The organism is Neobacillus niacini, assembly GCF_036961885.1.
Classification (GTDB): domain Bacteria; phylum Bacillota; class Bacilli; order Bacillales; family Cytobacillaceae; genus Neobacillus; species Neobacillus niacini_H.
The window spans coordinates 9,408-28,083 of sequence record NZ_JBALNQ010000055.1; the positions used below are offsets into that span (position 1 = coordinate 9,408).

The 18,676-nt window shown below is 38.8% G+C and carries 17 protein-coding genes; 15 read left to right on the forward strand and 2 right to left on the reverse strand.

The features are described 5' to 3' along the window. The first annotated feature begins 98 nt into the window (after positions 1–98). The gene (locus tag V7124_RS20455) at positions 99–911 is read left to right on the forward strand and encodes an MBL fold metallo-hydrolase (protein WP_335492900.1); all 813 of its coding nucleotides are present in this window, start codon (positions 99–101) and stop codon (positions 909–911) included. A 93-nt stretch (positions 912–1,004) separates the two neighbouring features. Next, positions 1,005–2,405 (forward strand): PQQ-dependent sugar dehydrogenase, encoded by a 1,401-nt coding sequence (locus V7124_RS20460; protein ID WP_335416869.1) that lies wholly within the window; start codon positions 1,005–1,007, stop codon positions 2,403–2,405. A gap of 48 nt (positions 2,406–2,453) precedes the next feature. Here the strand turns inward: V7124_RS20460 and V7124_RS20465 are convergent, their stop codons facing one another. Next, positions 2,454–3,017 (reverse strand): hypothetical protein, encoded by a 564-nt coding sequence (locus V7124_RS20465; RefSeq protein WP_335492902.1) that lies wholly within the window; start codon positions 3,015–3,017, stop codon positions 2,454–2,456. 170 nt (positions 3,018–3,187) lie between these two features. Between V7124_RS20465 and V7124_RS20470 the strand changes: the two genes are divergently transcribed. From V7124_RS20470 to nadR, 3 genes are read left to right on the forward strand one after another with little or no spacing between them, the layout of a single operon-like run. Continuing rightward, positions 3,188–3,958 carry an NUDIX hydrolase gene (locus V7124_RS20470; RefSeq protein ID WP_335492904.1) on the forward strand — a complete coding sequence of 257 codons (771 nt, stop codon included), beginning with the start codon at positions 3,188–3,190 and terminating at the stop codon, positions 3,956–3,958. 13 nt (positions 3,959–3,971) lie between these two features. Next, on the forward strand, positions 3,972–4,667 hold the full coding sequence (gene pnuC / locus V7124_RS20475) for a nicotinamide riboside transporter PnuC (RefSeq protein WP_335492906.1): 696 nt from the start codon (positions 3,972–3,974) through the stop codon (positions 4,665–4,667). Beyond that, positions 4,667–5,689: a multifunctional transcriptional regulator/nicotinamide-nucleotide adenylyltransferase/ribosylnicotinamide kinase NadR gene (gene nadR / locus V7124_RS20480; protein ID WP_335492908.1), complete on the forward strand. Its 1,023-nt coding sequence runs from the start codon at positions 4,667–4,669 to the stop codon at positions 5,687–5,689. Before pnuC ends, nadR begins: the two co-directional genes overlap by 1 nt. 107 nt (positions 5,690–5,796) lie before the next feature. Here nadR and V7124_RS20485 read toward each other — a convergent pair whose 3' ends face one another. Then, the gene (locus tag V7124_RS20485; protein WP_335492910.1) at positions 5,797–7,389 is read right to left on the reverse strand and encodes an acetolactate synthase large subunit; all 1,593 of its coding nucleotides are present in this window, start codon (positions 7,387–7,389) and stop codon (positions 5,797–5,799) included. Between the two features lie 385 nt (positions 7,390–7,774). Here V7124_RS20485 and V7124_RS20490 point away from each other — a divergent pair, with 385 nt between their 5' ends. The 10 genes from V7124_RS20490 to V7124_RS20535 all read left to right on the forward strand — a co-directional run bounded on the left by V7124_RS20490 (position 7,775) and on the right by V7124_RS20535 (position 18,624). Beyond that, complete coding sequence (locus V7124_RS20490) at positions 7,775–8,971, forward strand: CaiB/BaiF CoA transferase family protein (protein ID WP_335492912.1); 1,197 nt, start codon at positions 7,775–7,777, stop codon at positions 8,969–8,971. Between the two features lie 15 nt (positions 8,972–8,986). Further along, positions 8,987–9,757, forward strand: a complete 771-nt coding sequence (locus V7124_RS20495) for a 3-hydroxyacyl-CoA dehydrogenase (protein ID WP_335492914.1) — start codon at positions 8,987–8,989, stop codon at positions 9,755–9,757. A 255-nt stretch (positions 9,758–10,012) separates the two neighbouring features. Continuing rightward, complete coding sequence (locus tag V7124_RS20500) at positions 10,013–10,549, forward strand: VUT family protein (protein WP_335492916.1); 537 nt, start codon at positions 10,013–10,015, stop codon at positions 10,547–10,549. After that, positions 10,539–11,702: a DMT family transporter gene (locus V7124_RS20505; RefSeq protein WP_335492918.1), complete on the forward strand. Its 1,164-nt coding sequence runs from the start codon at positions 10,539–10,541 to the stop codon at positions 11,700–11,702. The genes V7124_RS20500 and V7124_RS20505 overlap by 11 nt, the downstream gene beginning before the upstream one ends. Positions 11,703–12,014: 312 nt before the next feature. Beyond that, entirely contained in the window at positions 12,015–12,728 is a 714-nt protein-coding gene (locus V7124_RS20510; RefSeq protein WP_335492920.1) for a FadR/GntR family transcriptional regulator, read from the forward strand. 44 nt (positions 12,729–12,772) lie between these two features. Continuing rightward, a complete protein-coding gene (locus tag V7124_RS20515; protein ID WP_335492922.1) occupies positions 12,773–13,750 on the forward strand; it encodes a fumarylacetoacetate hydrolase family protein in 978 nt (325 codons plus the stop codon). A 177-nt stretch (positions 13,751–13,927) separates the two neighbouring features. Then, entirely contained in the window at positions 13,928–15,514 is a 1,587-nt protein-coding gene (gene mhpA, locus V7124_RS20520) for a bifunctional 3-(3-hydroxy-phenyl)propionate/3-hydroxycinnamic acid hydroxylase MhpA (RefSeq protein WP_335492923.1), read from the forward strand. 210 nt (positions 15,515–15,724) lie between these two features. After that, on the forward strand, positions 15,725–16,609 hold the full coding sequence (locus tag V7124_RS20525) for a VOC family protein (protein ID WP_335492924.1): 885 nt from the start codon (positions 15,725–15,727) through the stop codon (positions 16,607–16,609). A gap of 108 nt (positions 16,610–16,717) precedes the next feature. After that, a complete protein-coding gene (locus V7124_RS20530) occupies positions 16,718–17,926 on the forward strand; it encodes an acyl-CoA dehydrogenase family protein (protein WP_335492926.1) in 1,209 nt (402 codons plus the stop codon). A 191-nt stretch (positions 17,927–18,117) separates the two neighbouring features. Further along, on the forward strand, positions 18,118–18,624 hold the full coding sequence (locus V7124_RS20535; protein ID WP_335492928.1) for a flavin reductase family protein: 507 nt from the start codon (positions 18,118–18,120) through the stop codon (positions 18,622–18,624). The last annotated feature ends 52 nt before the right edge of the window (positions 18,625–18,676 follow it).

The window sequence follows — 18,676 nt, forward strand, 5'->3', positions numbered from 1 at the left end:
AGGAGGCTCACGGGTGAGCCCGCGGAAAGCGTAGCCCCTGTAGCGTAAATCAACAGCCAAATTTAACACAGCCTTTAAAAAAGAAAGTGGGTGATAGTTTGTTCTTGAAGAAAACAGCCGATGTAGGAGAGAAAAATGGAGTTGCTTACTTGAATGGAAAAGTGAAATTCCAAGGGGTTTCATTAAATGTTTACAGTTATTCCATGGATGGCGTTTTAATTGATACGGGTTCACAGTCATTACATAAATTTTTTGAAGACTTCATAGCTGAAACAGATTTTGATCAAGTTATGATTTCTCATTTTCATGAAGATCATACTGGCTGTGCCGCTTATATAGAAAAGACTAAGAACCTACCAATCTTCTTAAATGAAAAAACCATTGATTATTGTACAAAGCGGGCTGATTATCCTATGTATCGGAAGCTATTTTGGGGGAGTAGAAAGCCATTTCAAGCTAAAGCTATGCCGCGAATGTTTTCATCTAGAAATGCGACATGGGATGTAATCGATACACCTGGTCATAGTCATGACCATAAAGTCTTCTTAAACCGGAATACTGGTCAACTATTCACTGGCGATTTATTTGTAAGTGAGCGGACAAAAGTCCTATTAGCAGAAGAAAGTATTCCAGAGATCATTCATTCACTAGAGCGGGTTTTAACCTATGATTTTCAAGATGTTTTTTGCAGCCATGCTGGGTTTTTAAAAGATGGCCGCACAGCACTTGAACGGAAACGTGACTATTTATTATCCATTCAACGTGAGGTACTAACTTTATTTGAAGAAGGGTACATGGCTGAAGAAATTCGTAATAAGCTGTTTCCAAAAAAATACCCGATTGTAAAATTTTCTGGTGGAGAATGGGATGCTCTGCATATTGTCACTTCAATTCTGAATGAAAAAACATAATCTAGTGCCAGGCACCTGGCCCTGCAGCAGTTCTTATAGCCCCCCGCTAATCATATTCTTTTAATAGAAAATGATAAAAGGGGGGCTAGTTGGGTGAAAAAAGTTAAAGTTAGTTTACGACTGATTGTCAGTAAGATAAATTTACCCACTGTTTTGAAAACGGCTATACTTCCTGGTGACTCAATGGAAAGATTATTTATTGCAACCCAAGTAGGGGAAATCTTTTACATAGGGAATGGAGTGATTAGGACTTTTTTAGATATTCGCCCGCGAATTCTAAAACTAGGTGCTTCTGGTGGATATGATGAACGGGGATTGCTGGGGTTAGCGTTTCATCCCGAATTTTATTATAACGGTCTGTTTTATCTTCATTATTCAGTAGCTGGAACACAAGGTCCTGGTGCTCTTGCTGGCGGTTTTATCCCTAACCCGTGTAATACCAGCACTTTACAGCTAAGGTGGACCAATAGGGAAACTCAATTTGATCATATTGATACTGTTGAAGAATGGATCCTGCAATCGAATGGTCAACCTCAAAAACGGCGGACAATACTTAACGTAAGAAGACCCTTTATGAATCATAATGGTATTAATAGCTTAAACTTTTCACCTGAAACAGGAAAACTTGTTTTAACCAATGGAGATGGTGGATCAGCTTATGATCCATTTAATTTAAGCCAGGACAACTTGGAAGTCGCTGGAAAAATAATCGAAATCGATGTAGGCAAAAATTCCTCTTTCAATAATTCAGCCGTGGTCACTCGTTTTAATGAAATTCCTCAGCCTATTCAGGAAACTCTTTCGGTTATGGCGAAAGGGGTTCGCAATATGGTAGGCATTTCTTTTCAAAGGTATTATAATCAGTATCTTAAATATGTGGGAAATGTCGGACAGGATTTGGCAGAGTCCATTTTTTCATTCGTTCAGTATAAATCAATACCAGTTACTAAGCTAGTTCAAGCTTCTTTAATGAATTCTGAGCCTGAAGAAGAAGGATTTATTAATTTTGGCTGGCGAGGATGGGAAGGTTCTATTCCAACTTCGATTATAAGAAGCTGCTCTGAAAATCCGGCTTTGAATGAGAAAACAATGGCCTATTACAATGAAACAGTAAAAACTTCACCACTGCGGATTCAGCCCTTAACGAGTTATTTTCATCAAGATCCCCGTCCTGGTAAGTTTGAAGGAACCGCACTTACAGGAGTGCAATCCTATATGGGGAGTGGAATACCCGATTTAAGTGGGAGCGTTGTGTTTACGGATCTGCTTCGAAGCGGAAAAACGCAAGGTGTTTTAGCTTATACCAGCGTAAGAACAGACGGGAAATCAAATGATTTTAGTGTAATAGAAACTGATTATCAGCTTGGGTCGCAATCCGCTTATTATGTATGTCTAGGAACGAACCTAAATCAAACCCAATTATATTTGGGGGTTTTTGGCTCTATGAATGTCACTGATTATAACCAAGGTACTGTTTTTGAAATAGGTCCATGAATAACCAAGAGGGCGATTAGGCTCCCTTGGTTATTTTTTTGCCGGCGATCACTTAATGAAAATCATTTTTACTCTTTTAAAAATGACTAAAGCCATTTCAACCCATAGCCAACTATAAAGGAAAGAAAATAAAAAGATACTTACTGTGGTAAGAACTGAAATAGAATCGGAAACAGCGGGACCCAAAATTGGAAAGTGAAAAATAAATAGCAGACCAGTCAATCCTATCAATAAAAGAATGGTACCTGATGCAATCATACTTATTCTCTTTCTAAAAAAGGAAAAAGAAGCTCCAATGCCAATTCCTAACAATCCTGTTGTAAAAGGAAAGATAAATAGTTCAGTGGGCTGTAGAATGAATAACAAAATAAAGGTCAGAAAATAGGACATTACTCCATATGGAAGAGATAACAGCGAAAATAACAGAATGGGTCCTGTGGCAAGCGGGCTTATAAAATATCCGATACCTGGAAAAAAGCCACCAGCAGACTGTAGAATAGCCGCAATACAGGCAAAAATAGAACATAAAATGAGTTTCATTGTTTTATTATTTTTTTTGAAGGTTAATTGAGCTAAACGAACCTCATCAGAAATAGGTTTTAAAAAATACATGGTCCACCTCATTCTTACTGATTATTCATGACCATACAGTATATTTACAATTTCTTAGAGAACTACATGTAAAGAAAAATAAATTTTACAAAAATTTATTGACTTAGTGAGAGTATTGGAATATATTTTAATTAACGATTAACAAATTGTTAATTAAAGGAGAGTTATAAATGGAAACAAATCAAAAATTTACTACACCGGATGGTTACGCCAGTGATATTGCCGTCTTTACGATTACATCTGATCAAATTGGTGAGTATAAGCCACCGCTAAAAACCTTGAAAATCATGTTGATTAAACGTAGTGAATTTGATCATGAAGGTAATCCAAGCATCGAAGCAGGGAAGTGGGCGTTACCTGGAGGATTTGTTCGCCCTGAGGAGACGGCTTTTCAAGCTGCAGAACGTCGGCTACTGGAGGAAACAGGTGTAGGGGGATTACGGATTAAACATTTTGGTATCTATGATTCACCCAAACGAGATAATCGCGGATGGATCATTTCAAATGCTCATTATGTTATCGCAAAGGAAACAGATTTAAAAAGTCGAAAAATAACCTACGATGCTGCTGATATTCAACTTTTTCCAATAAAAGAGGCACTTGGACTGGAACTTGCTTTTGATCATCGCCAAATTATCGATGACGCTATTTGGTTTATAAAAAAGGATATGGCTCTAACCACTCTGGCAAAGCATTTTTTACCTGAAGAGTTTGTTCTTTCTGAGTTGCAAGGAGTGTTATTAACGGTGTTGGATGACCCATCAATTGCAACAGATGCAGCATTTTTCAGAAAGGCACCAACACTTCCGTTCCTAGAAGCAGTGTCAGAAAACGGCAAGCCAAAGAAATCAAATCGCTACTCGAAAACACCTGCCCAGCTTTATCGTTTTAATGAAGTTCAACCGATTGTATCTGTGTATAGAAATAAATTACAAGGGTAAGGGAGAGTGCAAAATGGGGATGTTTAAGAATTGGACGCGTTTTGAAGTTCTTTGGCTTTTCACTTTCACGCTGGTAAACATTTATTTGTTCTTTGCTTGGGCGGACTCGCTTATTGGCCTGATTTCGTCATTAAGTGGCATGCTTTGTGTGGTTTTAGTAGCGAAGGGGAAAATCGCAAACTACTATTTTGGGATCGTTCAAACTTTGACCTATGCTTATATTGCGTACGGTTATGGTCTCTATGGAGAGGTCATGTTAAATGCTCTGTTTTATTTCCCTGTTCAATTTATCGGGATCTATTTGTGGAATAAAAACAAGACAGCTCATGGTGTAAAAGGTGAAGACGTCGCCGTTCAAAGCCTGAGTAAAAAAGGCTGGATTTATACCGTATTATCGATTGTAATTCTCACAATTGGTTATGGTATCTTCTTGAAATACCTTGGTGGCAAGCTTGTATGGACAGATTCAGCTACAAACGTATTATCGATTGCAGCACAAATATTGATGTTAAAGCGATATACCGAACAATGGCTTCTTTGGATAGCCGTTAACATTTTATCAATTTTCTTGTGGTTAAGTGCGCTGGTTACCCAAGGGGGGGATGATTTTTCGATGTTAGTGATGTGGTCAGCATTTCTGGTCAATAGCATTTATGGCTATATCAACTGGAGAAAACTACACACCAAACAAATTCAGGAGGCGGCGTAATGACGGTTGGATTTATCGGAGGAAAGTTCCTGCCATTACATCTTGGCCATGTGTATGCCATTGTTTATGCTTCATCGATTGTTGATGAACTGTATGTGGTTCTATCTCATAGTGAAATACGTGATAGAGAACTGTGCCAGAACACGAAAATGAACGATGTTCCTGCTCAAATTCGTTTGCGTTGGCTATCCCAATTAACAAGGGATATGCCTCATGTAAAGGTGATATTTCTCGAAGACGATCAAGATAATGACAATTACAATTGGGCGGAAGGCGCGCAATTAATTAAAAAGGCCATTGGAAAACCAATTGATTACGTGTTTAGTTCAGAAATTGACTATAATAAGATTTTTAAAGAATTATATCCAAACGTTGAGCACAAACTGATTGACCCAATGCGCACACATGTGAATATCTCCGCTACTGCGATAAGGAGGGATGGGGTGTTCCGCCATTGGGAGTTCATTCCTGACTTCGTAAAACCTTATTTTGTTAAAAAGGTTGTCGTGGTAGGAACGGAAAGCTGTGGAAAATCAACCTTGACGAAAAACCTTGCAAAAATCTACAACACTACTTACGTGGAAGAATATGGCCGAACACTCTGTGAAGAGTTAGGTGGATGTGAGGGCATCATGATTAAAGAGGATTATCAAAAAATAGCTTATGGTCACAAAATGAAAGAATATAAGGCAATTGAAAAGGCAAATAAACTTGTTTTTATCGATACAGAAGCGATCGTTACACAATTTTATTCAAACCTATATAATGATGAACATCAACCCGTCTTAGATGAAATAGCAAAACTACAAGACTATGATCTTTGGCTTTTCCTGGAACCGGATGTTAAGTGGGTGGATGATGGGCTGCGCGTTCATGGAGAAGACGAGGAAAGGTACCAGAACAACAGGCACTTAAAGACTTTATTAGATAAACATAACATTAAATATCATCGATTGACTGGAAGCTATGAAAATAGATTAAACGGTGCAATCGAATCGATTGAACAGTTGCTAAAAGGTTGATTTCCTTTTTGTAAGGAAGGACATCTTACTTGTCCTAATGACAAGCTCCAAGCTCTATTTTTGAGGTTGGAGCTATTTTGTATCGGGTGACAGGCACCACCAATTTCTTAAACATTCATTCCATGAACATCTATCAATGTAAGCTCATGGGACTGATTTAAAGCATTCTTTAGTTCTGTTTCAAACTCAATCAAGTCGTTGGGTCTTACTCCTTTTATGCCAAAACTTTCAGCAAGCTTCACAAAGTCAGGGTTACCAAAGCTTGTACCAAAGCTGTTTGCGAATTTATCTTGCATCATTTGTTCTTCTAATTTTAAAGCAGAATTATTTAAAACAATGATGATAAAGGATAGACCTAATCGCTTCGCAGTCTCTATTTCGGAAATATTCATTAATGCCCCTCCATCCCCAGTGATACAAATGACTGGGTCGTCTGGACAAGCCAATTTAGCACCAATGGCACCAGGAACAGCAATCCCCATTGAGGCCAATCCATTTGAAATGATGAGCCGACCGGCTTGTTTTGGCTGATAGGTACGGGCAATCGATACTTTGTGGGCACCAACATCAGAAATGACGATGGTCTTTTCGGTTGTAAGGTTTTCAATAATGGTTAAGATATTTTCTACTGTTAATGCTTGATTTCCTTTCACCTCTAAATCAATCTGATAAGCTGCCTTAATCTGTTCTTTTAGATTCCCGCTCGGAACCCATGGCTTCGACTGTATTTCCAGGCTATTAAGGGCATTGAATGTTTCCTTTAAATCACCAACTAATTCTCCCTTGACAGGGTAATGCTCGTTCATTTCGGCCGGAAGGGGATCGATATGTAAAACAGGACGTTGCTTTTTATTCCATTCTTTAGGGAGTTTTTCAACAAAATCAAATCCAACGACAAGTAATAAATCCGATTCTTCTATTATGGGTAATACCACATCCTGCTTTGTAAAGCCAAATGTAAAATAGTTTAAAGGATGGTCCTTAGATAAAACTCCTTTTGCCATAAAACTATGGACTGCCGGTGCTTTTAGATTCTCCATGAATGTGAGAAGTTCATCCACAGCCTCTTGCCTGATTACCCCATTTCCTATAATGACAAGTGGTTTATTGCTCTGATTTATTAGCGATCGAGCATATTCGATAGCTTGTGATATCGGTGTGCTTTTTGGGATAGGTGATACGGGTAACGGGTTACTCGGAATCATTTGTGGAGCTAAGTTCTCTGGTAATTCAATTAACACCGCACCTGGCTTTTCCATTTGTGCAACTCTAAACGCTTTACGGATGATGGTTGAGATCGTTTGTGAATCTTTAATTTGAACGCTCCATTTTGTAGCAGGTTCAAATATTTTTACGACATCTAGATATTGATGGGATTCAGGATGCTGCCTTTCGAGGCCAGCTTGTCCTGTAATAGCTATGACCGGAGAATGGTCAAGATTGGCACTTGAAATTCCTGTCAAAAGGTTTGTGGCACCAGGACCTAATGTAGCCAAACAAACACCTGGCTTTTTTGCTAATCTGCCGTAAATATCTGCCATAAAGGCTGCGCCTTGCTCATGACGAACATTCACAAATTTAATTTGTTTTGATTTTGACAAGGAATCTATTAGGTCAAGGGTTTCTTTCCCCATGATGCCATAAATATACTCGACACCTTCATTTTCTAAACACTGAACGAGCAAATCAGTTGCCTTCATTTTCGTCTCCTTTCAAACTCCACCTTTCCTATTTTCCCCATAAATTTAAATGATAATCTAAGTACTATACTCCTAGACCAAAATAGGGGTTGGAAAATTTTATCTTTCGTGCAGCATTCAAAATTTGTTGTCTGTAAAAATAATTTTATTTCTTTTAAAGGTATCGATAACAGAAAATTGTTAATTATAAAATAATTAACAGATATTTGTTATCGCTTACATGTTCCTTTGGTATAATGACCATGTATAGGAGCTGAGATAATTGTTCATTTCCTAACTCATGAAACCCAACTGTGGCACGGAAATTACATAGAAATAGATATTGAGTTTTTTAAATGGCGAAGAATCGATGAACGATGAACCAAGAAGAGTAGGAGGAATAGAAATGGGGATTTTAAACGGCTTAAAGGTCTTGGACTTCTCTACGCTCTTACCAGGTCCATTTGCGACAATGATGCTAGCAGATATGGGAGCCAAGGTCATAAAAGTGGAATCGCCAGATCGTGTGGATTTAACTAAGCATCTTGAGCCGATGGATGGTGAAGTATCAGCATTATTTGGACAATTGCAACGATCTAAGAGGTCATTAGCGTTAGATTTGAAGCAAGCAGAAGCACGTGAAGTAATCTATCAGTTGGTCCGGGAATATGACATTGTCGTGGAACAGTTCCGCCCAGGTGTAATGGAGAAATTGGGCATTGGTTATGAAAAGCTTAAGGAAATAAATCCTCGTGTGATTTATTGTTCGATTACTGGTTATGGGCAAACAGGACCACTGCGGAATCGGGCAGGTCATGATAATAACTATTTAGCCTTATCGGGGGCAGCAAGCTACTCCGCTAGGAAAAATGAACCCCCAGTTCCGGCGGGAATTCAGATTGCCGATCTAGCCGGCGGCTCCCTGCCGTCCGTAATTGGGATACTCTCCGCGGTTTATCATCGTGAAAAAACAGGCGAAGGCCAGTACATTGATATCAGCATGACAGATGCAGTCTTTTCCTTAAATGCGATGTATGGTACTGGTTATTTAGCTGGAGGAAGAGAACCTGAACCAGAATCCGAGATGCTAAATGGTGGGTCCTTTTATGATTACTATGAAACGTTGGATCATCGCTATTTATCCGTTGGTAGTCTAGAACCACAATTTCAAGCAAAATTATGTCAATTAATTGGGGATAGTAATCTAGTGAAACTTAGCAGCAGTCAGAAACTTGAGGAACAGGATGCTTTTAAAAGAATACTAGCAGAGGCCATTAAACAAAAATCATTTGAGGAATGGCTGACCATTCTTGGTGATGGTTTTGATGGTTGTGTGGAACCTGTATTGAAATTTTCAGAAGCGGTAAATCATCCGCAAATACAGGAGAGGAACTTGGTCGTTTCAGTACCAAAACTACAAGGGGGGTCACAAAAGCAAATTGCCTTTCCAATTAAATTTTCTACACAACCTGCAGAGTATCAGTTTACAGGAGTAAAGACAGGGACACATTCGGAGGAAATTTTAAAAGAGGCTGGCTTTGATTCACACGCAATTGAAGCATTAGCAGACAGAGGAATTTTTGGAAGACAAATAAAAAAGTAGAGGAGATGGTAGAAGATGAATTTACAAGATAAAGTTGCAGTGGTCACAGGTGGAGCGTCAGGTTTAGGGTTAGCGACAGTTACAAGATTAGTAGAGAAGGGTGCAAAAGTTGTTATTTTTGATTTAAATGAAACGAAAGCAAAGGAAGCAGTCGAACAATTAGGTGAGAATGTACAGTATGCGCTAGTAAATGTAGCGGATGATGAGTCCGTTCAAAAGGCAATCAACCAAACAATTGAAGCCTTTGGAGCGATCCACATTTGTGTAAACTGTGCGGGTGTCGGTACAGCGGGGAAAACGATAGGTAAAAAGGGCGTCTTACCACTAGAGGATTTTAATAAGGTTATCGGAATTAACTTAATTGGGACCTTTAATGTATTAAGACTAGCAGCAAATGAAATGAAAAATAATGAACCACTCACTGACTCTGGGGAAAGAGGTGTCATCATTAATACTGCTTCGGTTGCTGCCTTTGATGGTCAAATGGGGCAGGCAGCATACGGGGCAAGTAAAGCTGGGGTCGCGGGGATGACACTGCCAATTGCACGTGATTTATCAGGGTTAGGCATCCGCGTGAACACGATTGCACCTGGATTATTTATGACACCAATGGCTGATACGTTACCAGCAAATGTGATTGAAAAGTTAGGGAATAGTGTGGAGTTTCCGAAACGATTAGGACGTCCATCAGAATTTGCGGAGCTGGCGACCTTTATTATGGAACATGAATATTTAAATGGAGAAGTGATTCGTTTAGATGGTGGAATACGGATGTCGCCGCGCTAAAAACTAGCAAATTATGATAGAGCCGACCAATTTGTAATCTATAAACTGGGATAAGCCTATCTAGACAGATTTCTAAAAAAATAGTAAACTAAATTGCACATAATAATATATAAATTCCGCATCCTGCGGTGGAGGTTGTAGCACCCCTCGGTAAAAAAACTAAGGCGAAGCAGTACTTCTCTTAGAGGTACTGTTTTTTCTATTTTAACGGGTAATTAAGGAACTGCGGATAAAAAATCAAAGGGAGTGAGCATCATGAGAATTTTGTTGTATTTAATTTCAATCGTTGCAGCTAACGTCGTAACAGCTGCATTTGCCCCATTAAATTTAGGAATCTTTATCGTTCCAATGGGGACATTACTAATCGGCGCAACGTTTATCTTCCGTGACTTAGTTCAAAACAAATATGGAAGAAAGAAAACGTATATGTTTATTGGGTTGGCGCTGGGACTGTCGGCAATTGTTTCTTCATTGCTTGGAGACACATTAATCGTGGTAATGGCATCTGCCATTTCATTTGCGATTGCAGAAACGACCGATACAGAGATTTACACACGCTTAAACCTACCAATGAGCTTACGTGTACTCTATAGTGGAGTCGTCGGCGGTATACTTGATTCTGCGATATTCGTCGTCATCGGTCTAAGCCCACTTGGTGCGGGATTCTTACCGTGGGAAGCCGTTCCATTCGCGATCATGGGTCAAGTGCTTGTAAAAACAATCATTCAGGGTATTGCCGCACTAATCATTCATCAAACCAACCATAGCAGCAAAAATACAATTGCACATTAAGAATGGAAAGCTCCAAGCTCTATATAGAGCTTGGAGCTTTGATCATAACCAAAGCGATCAATCGTTTTTTAATGGTAAAATTAGAAACATTCCATTTTTTATCTGTTCTAGGAGTAGACAATTTGGGCATATGTATGGAAATGTGAGTGTTGAAGTTTCCACAAATGCGGTTTTCATGGCTTATACTCGGTTAGATAACAAGGAGTCCCTTGGTCTGGAAGGAGATAATATGGCGCGAAATACTTTTTATTATGTAGGCTTGATTTTTGTATCGATTGTTTGGGGAATCAATTTTGGGATTTCACGTTGGGCTATGGAAGTCTTTCCTGCAGAGGTATTTGTATTTCTTAGATTTGGACTAGCCTTGCCTGTATTATTTCTTTTGTTAAAGTGGACAGAAGGCAGTGTGAAAGTAGAGAAAAAAGATTTGCTAAAACTAGCCCTTATTGGATTAATTGGCATAACTGCTATGGAAATCATGGTAATGTACTCGATCAAGTATACAACACTAGCAAATGCTTCTTTATTAAATGTCGCTCCATGGCCCATTTTTGCTGCGCTTTTTGCACCGTTATTTATACGTGAAAAAATAACGGCCAGAGTCGTAACGGGAGGATTAATCGCTTTAGTCGGGGTAACGATGATCATCCTTGGTGGAAAGGACGGCTTTGATCTCGGTTCTGAGTATATGATAGGAAACTACCTTGCTCTATCCATTAGTTTAATCGGTGCATTATTTAATTTGGCCACGATGCCGCTAATGGAAAAATACTCTCCACTTCGTGTAACCACATGGTTTATTTTTTTCGGTTCACTCTTTTTATTTCCGATTACATTAGATAAATGGAGCACGATCCAGTGGGACAATCTATCAATCGTCACATGGGGTGCTGTTGCCTACAATGTGCTAATGTGCACAGTCTTTGCCATAGTGATTTGGAATATATCGATGAAACATGTGGGTGCAGCGAAAGCGAATTTCTACCGTTATTTCGTTCCAGCGGCAGCTACTGTAGCGGGTGCGTTCTTCTTTAATGAACCTATTTGGGCAGCACAAGTAGTTGGTGGAGTAGTCATTATTTTTGGTTTAGTTTGGATTGCGACGGAGAGAAAAGCACCACCAGCTATAAAGCTCTCAAACTTCAATCGATAACTTGATAAAAATAGAATAGCTGAAAACTTGCAAGTATGTATTTCTCTTGCATTTTTTCTGTTTTTTATTTTTTGAATATTTAAAAAAGTTATTGACAGAAAAATAAATATTATTTATTATAATTATCAGATAAATAATATTTATTTTGAATATGTAACGATTAACTTTTTTAAATCTAAAGGGGGTGATAAAGGTTTTTACTAAATGGAGGCGTTTCCAAAGTTGGTCGGAAACCCAGTTTTTAAACCTTCTATCCCAATAAAACGGACCATTATTATGATTACATAGTAAGGATAGGAGGATAACCGCATTTTGAAAAATAGAAGTGAGCAATTAGTTAGTGAGCTTGGAAGGAAAATCGTAACGGGTGAGATAAAACAAGGAGAAATCTTACCAAAGGTAGAGGATTTAGGCGAAATATACAATGTAAGTCGGACAGTGGTCCGTGAATGTTTAAAAAGTCTATCGACAATGGGTCTTGTTAGATCCAATCAAAGGGCTGGAACCATTGTACTTCCACGTTCGGAGTGGCAATGGTGGAATTTTGAAGTTATTAACTGGGTGCTGGAAGATGAGTATAATCGAGATTTTCTACTGCACTTAACAGAAGTTAGAATGGGGCTTGAACCCATGGCAGCAGCACTAGCAGCACAAAGAGGAACAGAGCAGGATTTGATCGACATTAAAGATGCTTTCACTCGGCTTGAACAATCAATCGGAGATGAAAAGGCATGGGCAAATGCCGATTATGATTTCCATGAGAGTATACTAAAGGCTTCTTACAACGATCTAATCATTAACACTGTTAGAACGCTCCGTAAAGCGCTAGTTATTAGCCGAAAAAAAACATTAAAAGCAGCCAAGAATTATCCAGAATCACCTTTTGATACACCGACGAACGAAGTATTAGAACGACATCGTTCTATTTATGATGCCGTCATGGCGCGTGATGAAAAATTGGCACACGATAAAATGATTGAGTTAATCCTGCGGGTTAAGAGGATAGTGGAAAAAATGTATTCTTAGTTTCATTGAACTTCAAGAACCTATAAATTTTGGAGGCGTTAAATGTGGGAATCCAAGTAGTTAGATTTGAAAAGGAAAATAAAGAACAATGGGGAGTCGTATCAAATAATAGAATTTTCGTATTAACAGATACCTATTCTTCTTTAGCTCAATTTTTAGAAGAAGGTGTTGAGGCAGCTAGAAATTTAAAAGAACAAGGACAAGGTGAATCTCTTTCATTAAATGAAGTGACGATCTTAAGCCCTGTGACAAAACCAGCAAGAATTGTATGTCAGGGTGCCAATTACTCATCGCATCGTGCTGAATCTGGAATGGAAGCAGCTCGTCCGCCATATAATATGTTTTTTAGTAAAGCAGATAGCACACTTTGTGGACCCTACACAGAAATTATTCGTCCGTCACATGTTAAGCTATTAGACTATGAAATTGAGCTGGGGCTAGTCATTGGAACGGAGATTTCTTCATCCGTTGAAGTGACAGATGAAAACTTGTACCAATATATTGCAGGTCTTGTCATTATGGATGATGTTTCTGCCCGAGATGTACAACTCACTGAGGGGCAATGGTTAAAAGGGAAGAGCTACCGGACTTTTGGACCTACAGGACCGTTTTTATACTTACTTGATAAAGAAGAGGTTCCACTTATTCATGACCTTGAATTAAATTTATGGGTAAATGATGAATTACGTCAATCGGCAAATACAGATCAATTATTATTCAAACCTGCTGAAACGCTAACAGAGCTTTCAGAAATTATGGATCTATCAAAAGGTGATTTGGTTATTACAGGTACAACTGGCGGAGTAGCACTCAGTCTTACACCAGAGATACTTGGACAACTATCAAGCCATCTGGTACCTTACGCAGAAAAAGTAGATTTGCTTGTTGAAAGTCAAATCAATAACGGTAAATATCTGCAAGATGGAGATGTTATTCGTTGTCAAATCAAGAGTAAAGATGGAAAAATTGACCTAGGTGAACAAGTAAACAAAGTAGTTTCTAGTAAAGTAGCAATTTCTTAAAATTGTATTTATTCAATCAGCTGGGATTAAAAATCCCAGCAACCTCTAGTTCTTACATAAAAAATTTAACTTCCATGTAAAGAAATGAAATGAGGGTTTACTCTTTCATAAGAATGTATGCGTTTACAAATCGGAGTTTTGTTTAAATTTTAGAATATTTGTATAGGGGTGATGATAATGAAACAAGAAATGGTTGACGTGGCAATTGTTGGTTATGGACCGGTAGCGAAGCTTTTAGCTACATCACTTGGTCAAAAAGGATGGAAGGTTGGGGTTTATGAAAGATTTACTGAACCCTTTCCACTTCCACGGGCTGTTCATTTGGATGATGAAGTGGCTAGAATGCTGCAATCCATCATTCCAAAAAGTGAACTTGAAAGAATTTTACAGCCAGTCCCTGATTTATATGAATGGCGAAATGCAGACCGGCACTTACTATTGGGCATCGATTTTTCTCAAGCTGGCATTTCTGGATGGCCAGGACATTTATTTTTCAATCAGCCAGAGCTTGAAAGAGTGATGGATGTGGCTTGTCGTAAACAGCCAAGTGTAAATGTGCGAATGGGAAATGAAGCAATTGAGTTAAAGGAATTTGATGATCATGTTGAACTCATTGTAAAAGACATACAGGGGGAAGTTCGTACTATTCATGCAAAGTATGTGGTGGGTTGTGACGGTGCGAATAGTTTTGTTCGTAAAAATATGGATACTACCATTACGGATCTTGGATTTGCGGCAGATTGGCTTGTTGTTGATATTGTTACGAAAGAAGAAAGAGAATGGAACCCGATGAATTTACAGCTATGTGATCCAGCTCGTCCTACGACAGTTGTTTCAGGTGGTCCTGGGAAAAGACGCTGGGAATTCATGGCTCTGCCTGGTGAGACAAAAGAAGATCTTAATAATGAAGATGTTGCCTGGCGCTTGCTTGAACCTTGGAATATAAATTCTAGTAACGCTGTATTGGAACGGCATGCAGTTTATACATTTAAGGCATTATGGGCGAATGAGTGGCAAAAAGGACGGCTCATTTTAGCAGGGGATGCAGCTCACTTAACGCCACCATTCATGGGTCAAGGTATGTGCTCTGGTCTTCGTGATTCGATGAATGTAGCATGGAAGCTAGACCTAATTCTAAGTGGAAGAGCTGCAGAATCTATTTTAGAGACGTATACAGCAGAGCGGAAGCCTCATAATCGTGAAGTTGTTGAAGCAGCCTTATTTTTAGGAAATGTCATTTGCGTAACAGATCCAGAAGCAGCTAGAAAAAGAGATGAAGTATTTTTTACAGGTAGGGTCCCTGAATTTCCGGAATTTCCTTTTCTAACGGAAGGCATACTTTACCAATCAGAAGACGGGAAAGATAATAAATACACGGGAAAACTTTCATTTCAAGGTCAGGTTGAGTATAGAGGGCAAACAGGATTATTTGATGATGTAGTAGGAAATGGCTGGACGATTATGAGTCCAGTAAATGATCCAAAGAAGGCATTGAGTGAAGAACAGATTGGGTTTTTAGAGGTGATAGGCGTTAAATTTATTGAAATTTCGGAAACTTCAGAAACCAAAGAGGCAGGATCTGATATAGTTGTCGATATCGATGGAAAATACAAACAGTATTTTAAAGAAACGGGTTTAGAAGCTGTTGTGGTTCGCCCGGATTTCTATCTTTTTGGCGGGATAGAGAGTTTAACTGATTTACCATTACTTGTTGAAGATTTGTCAAAACAAATGAGTAGATTCCTGATTCCAGCAACTGCATAAAACAAAGCTTGTTTTAATACAGCTGCTGACTTGAGGACAATGGACTGGCATCCATTATGGTTCGTTTTTAATTTGCTTGGGGGCAAATTAAAAACAGGTAAGACTTTATCAGACTCGGAAAGTCTTGATTTGAATTATATCATATTCTTTTAAAAAACCTTTAACAAAGGGTTTGAGTATTTATTAGTAAATCAAATGGAGGAATGGGATATGTTAAATGTAAAAGTATTTAGATTAGTGTATGTTGATTTTTATTCAAAAAATGCGGATAGCATGGTGGAATATTATACAAATACAATGGGGTATCGTATTTCAGAAGAAGTGGACAGCGTTACTTATTTAAGCAACGCTCTCGATCATCACAATATCGTCATTACTCCTTCAGACAAAAAAGGGATTCGCCGCTATGGATACCAATTAGATGGAAATCTCAGCTTAGAAGAAGTCCAGGAACAATTACATGTACAAGGTATTAGCTCTACGATTAAAAGAGAAGCTAAACCAGGTATTTCAAGATTGATAGAATTACAGGATCCTGCAGGAAATACCTTGGAATTATTTACAGAAATGGACCAAACAATTGTTGGCTTTGGCACCTCTGGGATTGTTCCTCATAAATTAGGACATGTTGCTTTTTATGCGAAGAATTTTCAAAAAACCATAGAATTTTACCGAGATGCTTTAGGTTTTAATTTTACAGATAAAATTGGAGAGGCTTTCGCCAATTTCTTATCTTGTAATACAGATCATCATACTTTAAATATTGTGGCATCGGATGAAACAAGGTTACACCACATTGCTTTTCAATTAAAAGATGCCAGTCATCAATTTGCAAGTTCGGATATTTTAGCAAAGAATGGTCATCCAGTCCTTTGGGGACCATCCCGCCATACGGCTGGTCATAATATTGCAACCTACCATCATGACCCAGACCAAAATGTAGTTGAATTGTATACAGACATGGATGTATTAATTCCAGAACTCGGCATTTTCGAACCACGCCCATGGCACGAGGAGCTGCCGTTAAAACCAAAAGTTTGGGAATCATTAAGTGCTTGGGGAACAGAATTTGTAGTAGATTTGGCCAAGGTATAATAGATCAAAATGAGTGATTACAACTAACGACCAGCTTACGTAACCATTACCAAAATTAATGTCATTATTTTTATCAAAATAAATAAATTCTGAAGGGAATTGAGTATAGTGACAAATGAAAATAGTGTAAAAGAACGAACCAATGAGGCTGAGGAGCTAGTAAAACGCGCAGCAGAGTTTGTTCCCCAATTACGTGCACAAGGTAAGGAGATTGATGATCTTCGTAGAATTCCAGAAGGGACAATTGAAGCTCTAAATGATGCGGGATTGTTCAATCTGACTATTCCTAAAATCTTTGGTGGACATCAGGTAAACATTCGGACATTTATTGATGTTAATTCTGAAATAGCTCGTGGAAATGGTTCTGCCAGCTGGGTTACTACATTAACGAACGTTTGTAACTGGCTTGTGGCTACCCTTTTTCCAAAGGATGTGCAACAGGAAGTCTTTGGAGATGGAAATGCCCGTACTTGTGGGGTACTTGAACCAAGAAAATGCGAGGTTCGTAGGGTTGATGGCGGTTATGTCATTGAGTATGGTTTTTGGGGATTTGGTTCTGGCTCACTACATGCACAGTGGGCAGGTCTAGGTATTCCAATCGTTGATGAAAATGGCAATATAATTGACAATGGTCTAGCACTCATTCCAATGAAAGATGTTGAGATTAAAGACGATTGGTACACTACGGGTCTGCGTGGCTCCGGAAGCAATAGTCTTGAGGTTCGGAATATCTTTGTTCCCGACAGAAGGGTAGCTTCTCTTTCCAAGGCAATGAATGGGGAATATCAATCAGGGCATTCCAAGGAAGAAGCTCTTTATCACTCGGCCATAGTACCAGTCTTAGCACTTGTACTGTTATCGCCTCCGCTAGGCATGGCTCGTGCTGCGTTGGAGATTTTCTTGGAGAAACTACCCAATAGGAAAATTCAATATACATGGCACAACTCGCAAGCTGAAGCGACCGTTACCCATTTAAAGGTGGCCGAAGCTGCAATGAAAATTGACTCCGCACTTCTGCATGTATACCGAGCTGCTGATGATATTGACCGCTGGGCAGCTAGTGGTGAATATATGGATTTTCATAATAGAGCCCGTGTTCGAATGGATTCTGGCTATGCGGTTAGATTATGCTGGGAAGCCATTGATATTCTCGCATCTGAAAGTGGTGGATCGTTGATTGCAGAAAATAATCTTCTCTCACAAATTATACGTGATGCACGCGGTGCAACAAATCATGGAGTTATTGTTCCTTCAACAAATCTTGAGTTATATGGGCGAATTCTTTGTGGTCAGGAGCCTAATACGGTTCTAGTATAACGGTTGTTAAACTAAATGAAACCGTATTATCACTTTGAAAATTAGGTTATCAAGTACCATAAAGTAGCCGTCTGTTCAATTGGGATCTGACTGATATCCTAGAAAGGGTAGAGATCAGATCCTTCTTTTCAATTTTTTGTAATAACATAGGTTGGGAAAATCTGAACGATCATATAGAAGGAGTGAAAGAGTTGGAAAAACAAAATCAGCAAAACCTTTTTAAAGAAGTTATGGGAAATTATCCGACAGGAGTAACGATTGTTACGACATGCGATGAAGATGGGAATCCCTTCGGACTTACAGTAAATTCTTTTGCATCCGTGTCCCTTGATCCGCTGCTAATTTTATGGTCGATAGATCAACGTGTTTCTTCCTTGAATGCTTTTAAAAAGGCGGACGGTTTTGTCGTTCATGTGCTCGCTGGTGACCAACAAAAGCTTTGTCAACTATTTGCTAGCAGAAATACAGATCGATTTAGTAACTGTAAGTGGAGCCTTTCATCACAAAACTTACCAATTCTCGAAGATACATTTGCAGTTCTAGAGTGCAAAACGTATAAGCAAGTCGAAGCGGGGGATCACACAATACTAATTGGAGAAGTGACGAATATAACGGTTCATGAAAAAGAACCAATGCTCTACCATCGCAGAAATTTTGGTCCAATTCCTGCTGAATTTCATTCTGTCCCAAATAAGTAGGTAAAGAGTTTAGAAGCAAATAACTAGTAACGATGATTCATATTTTCAGAGT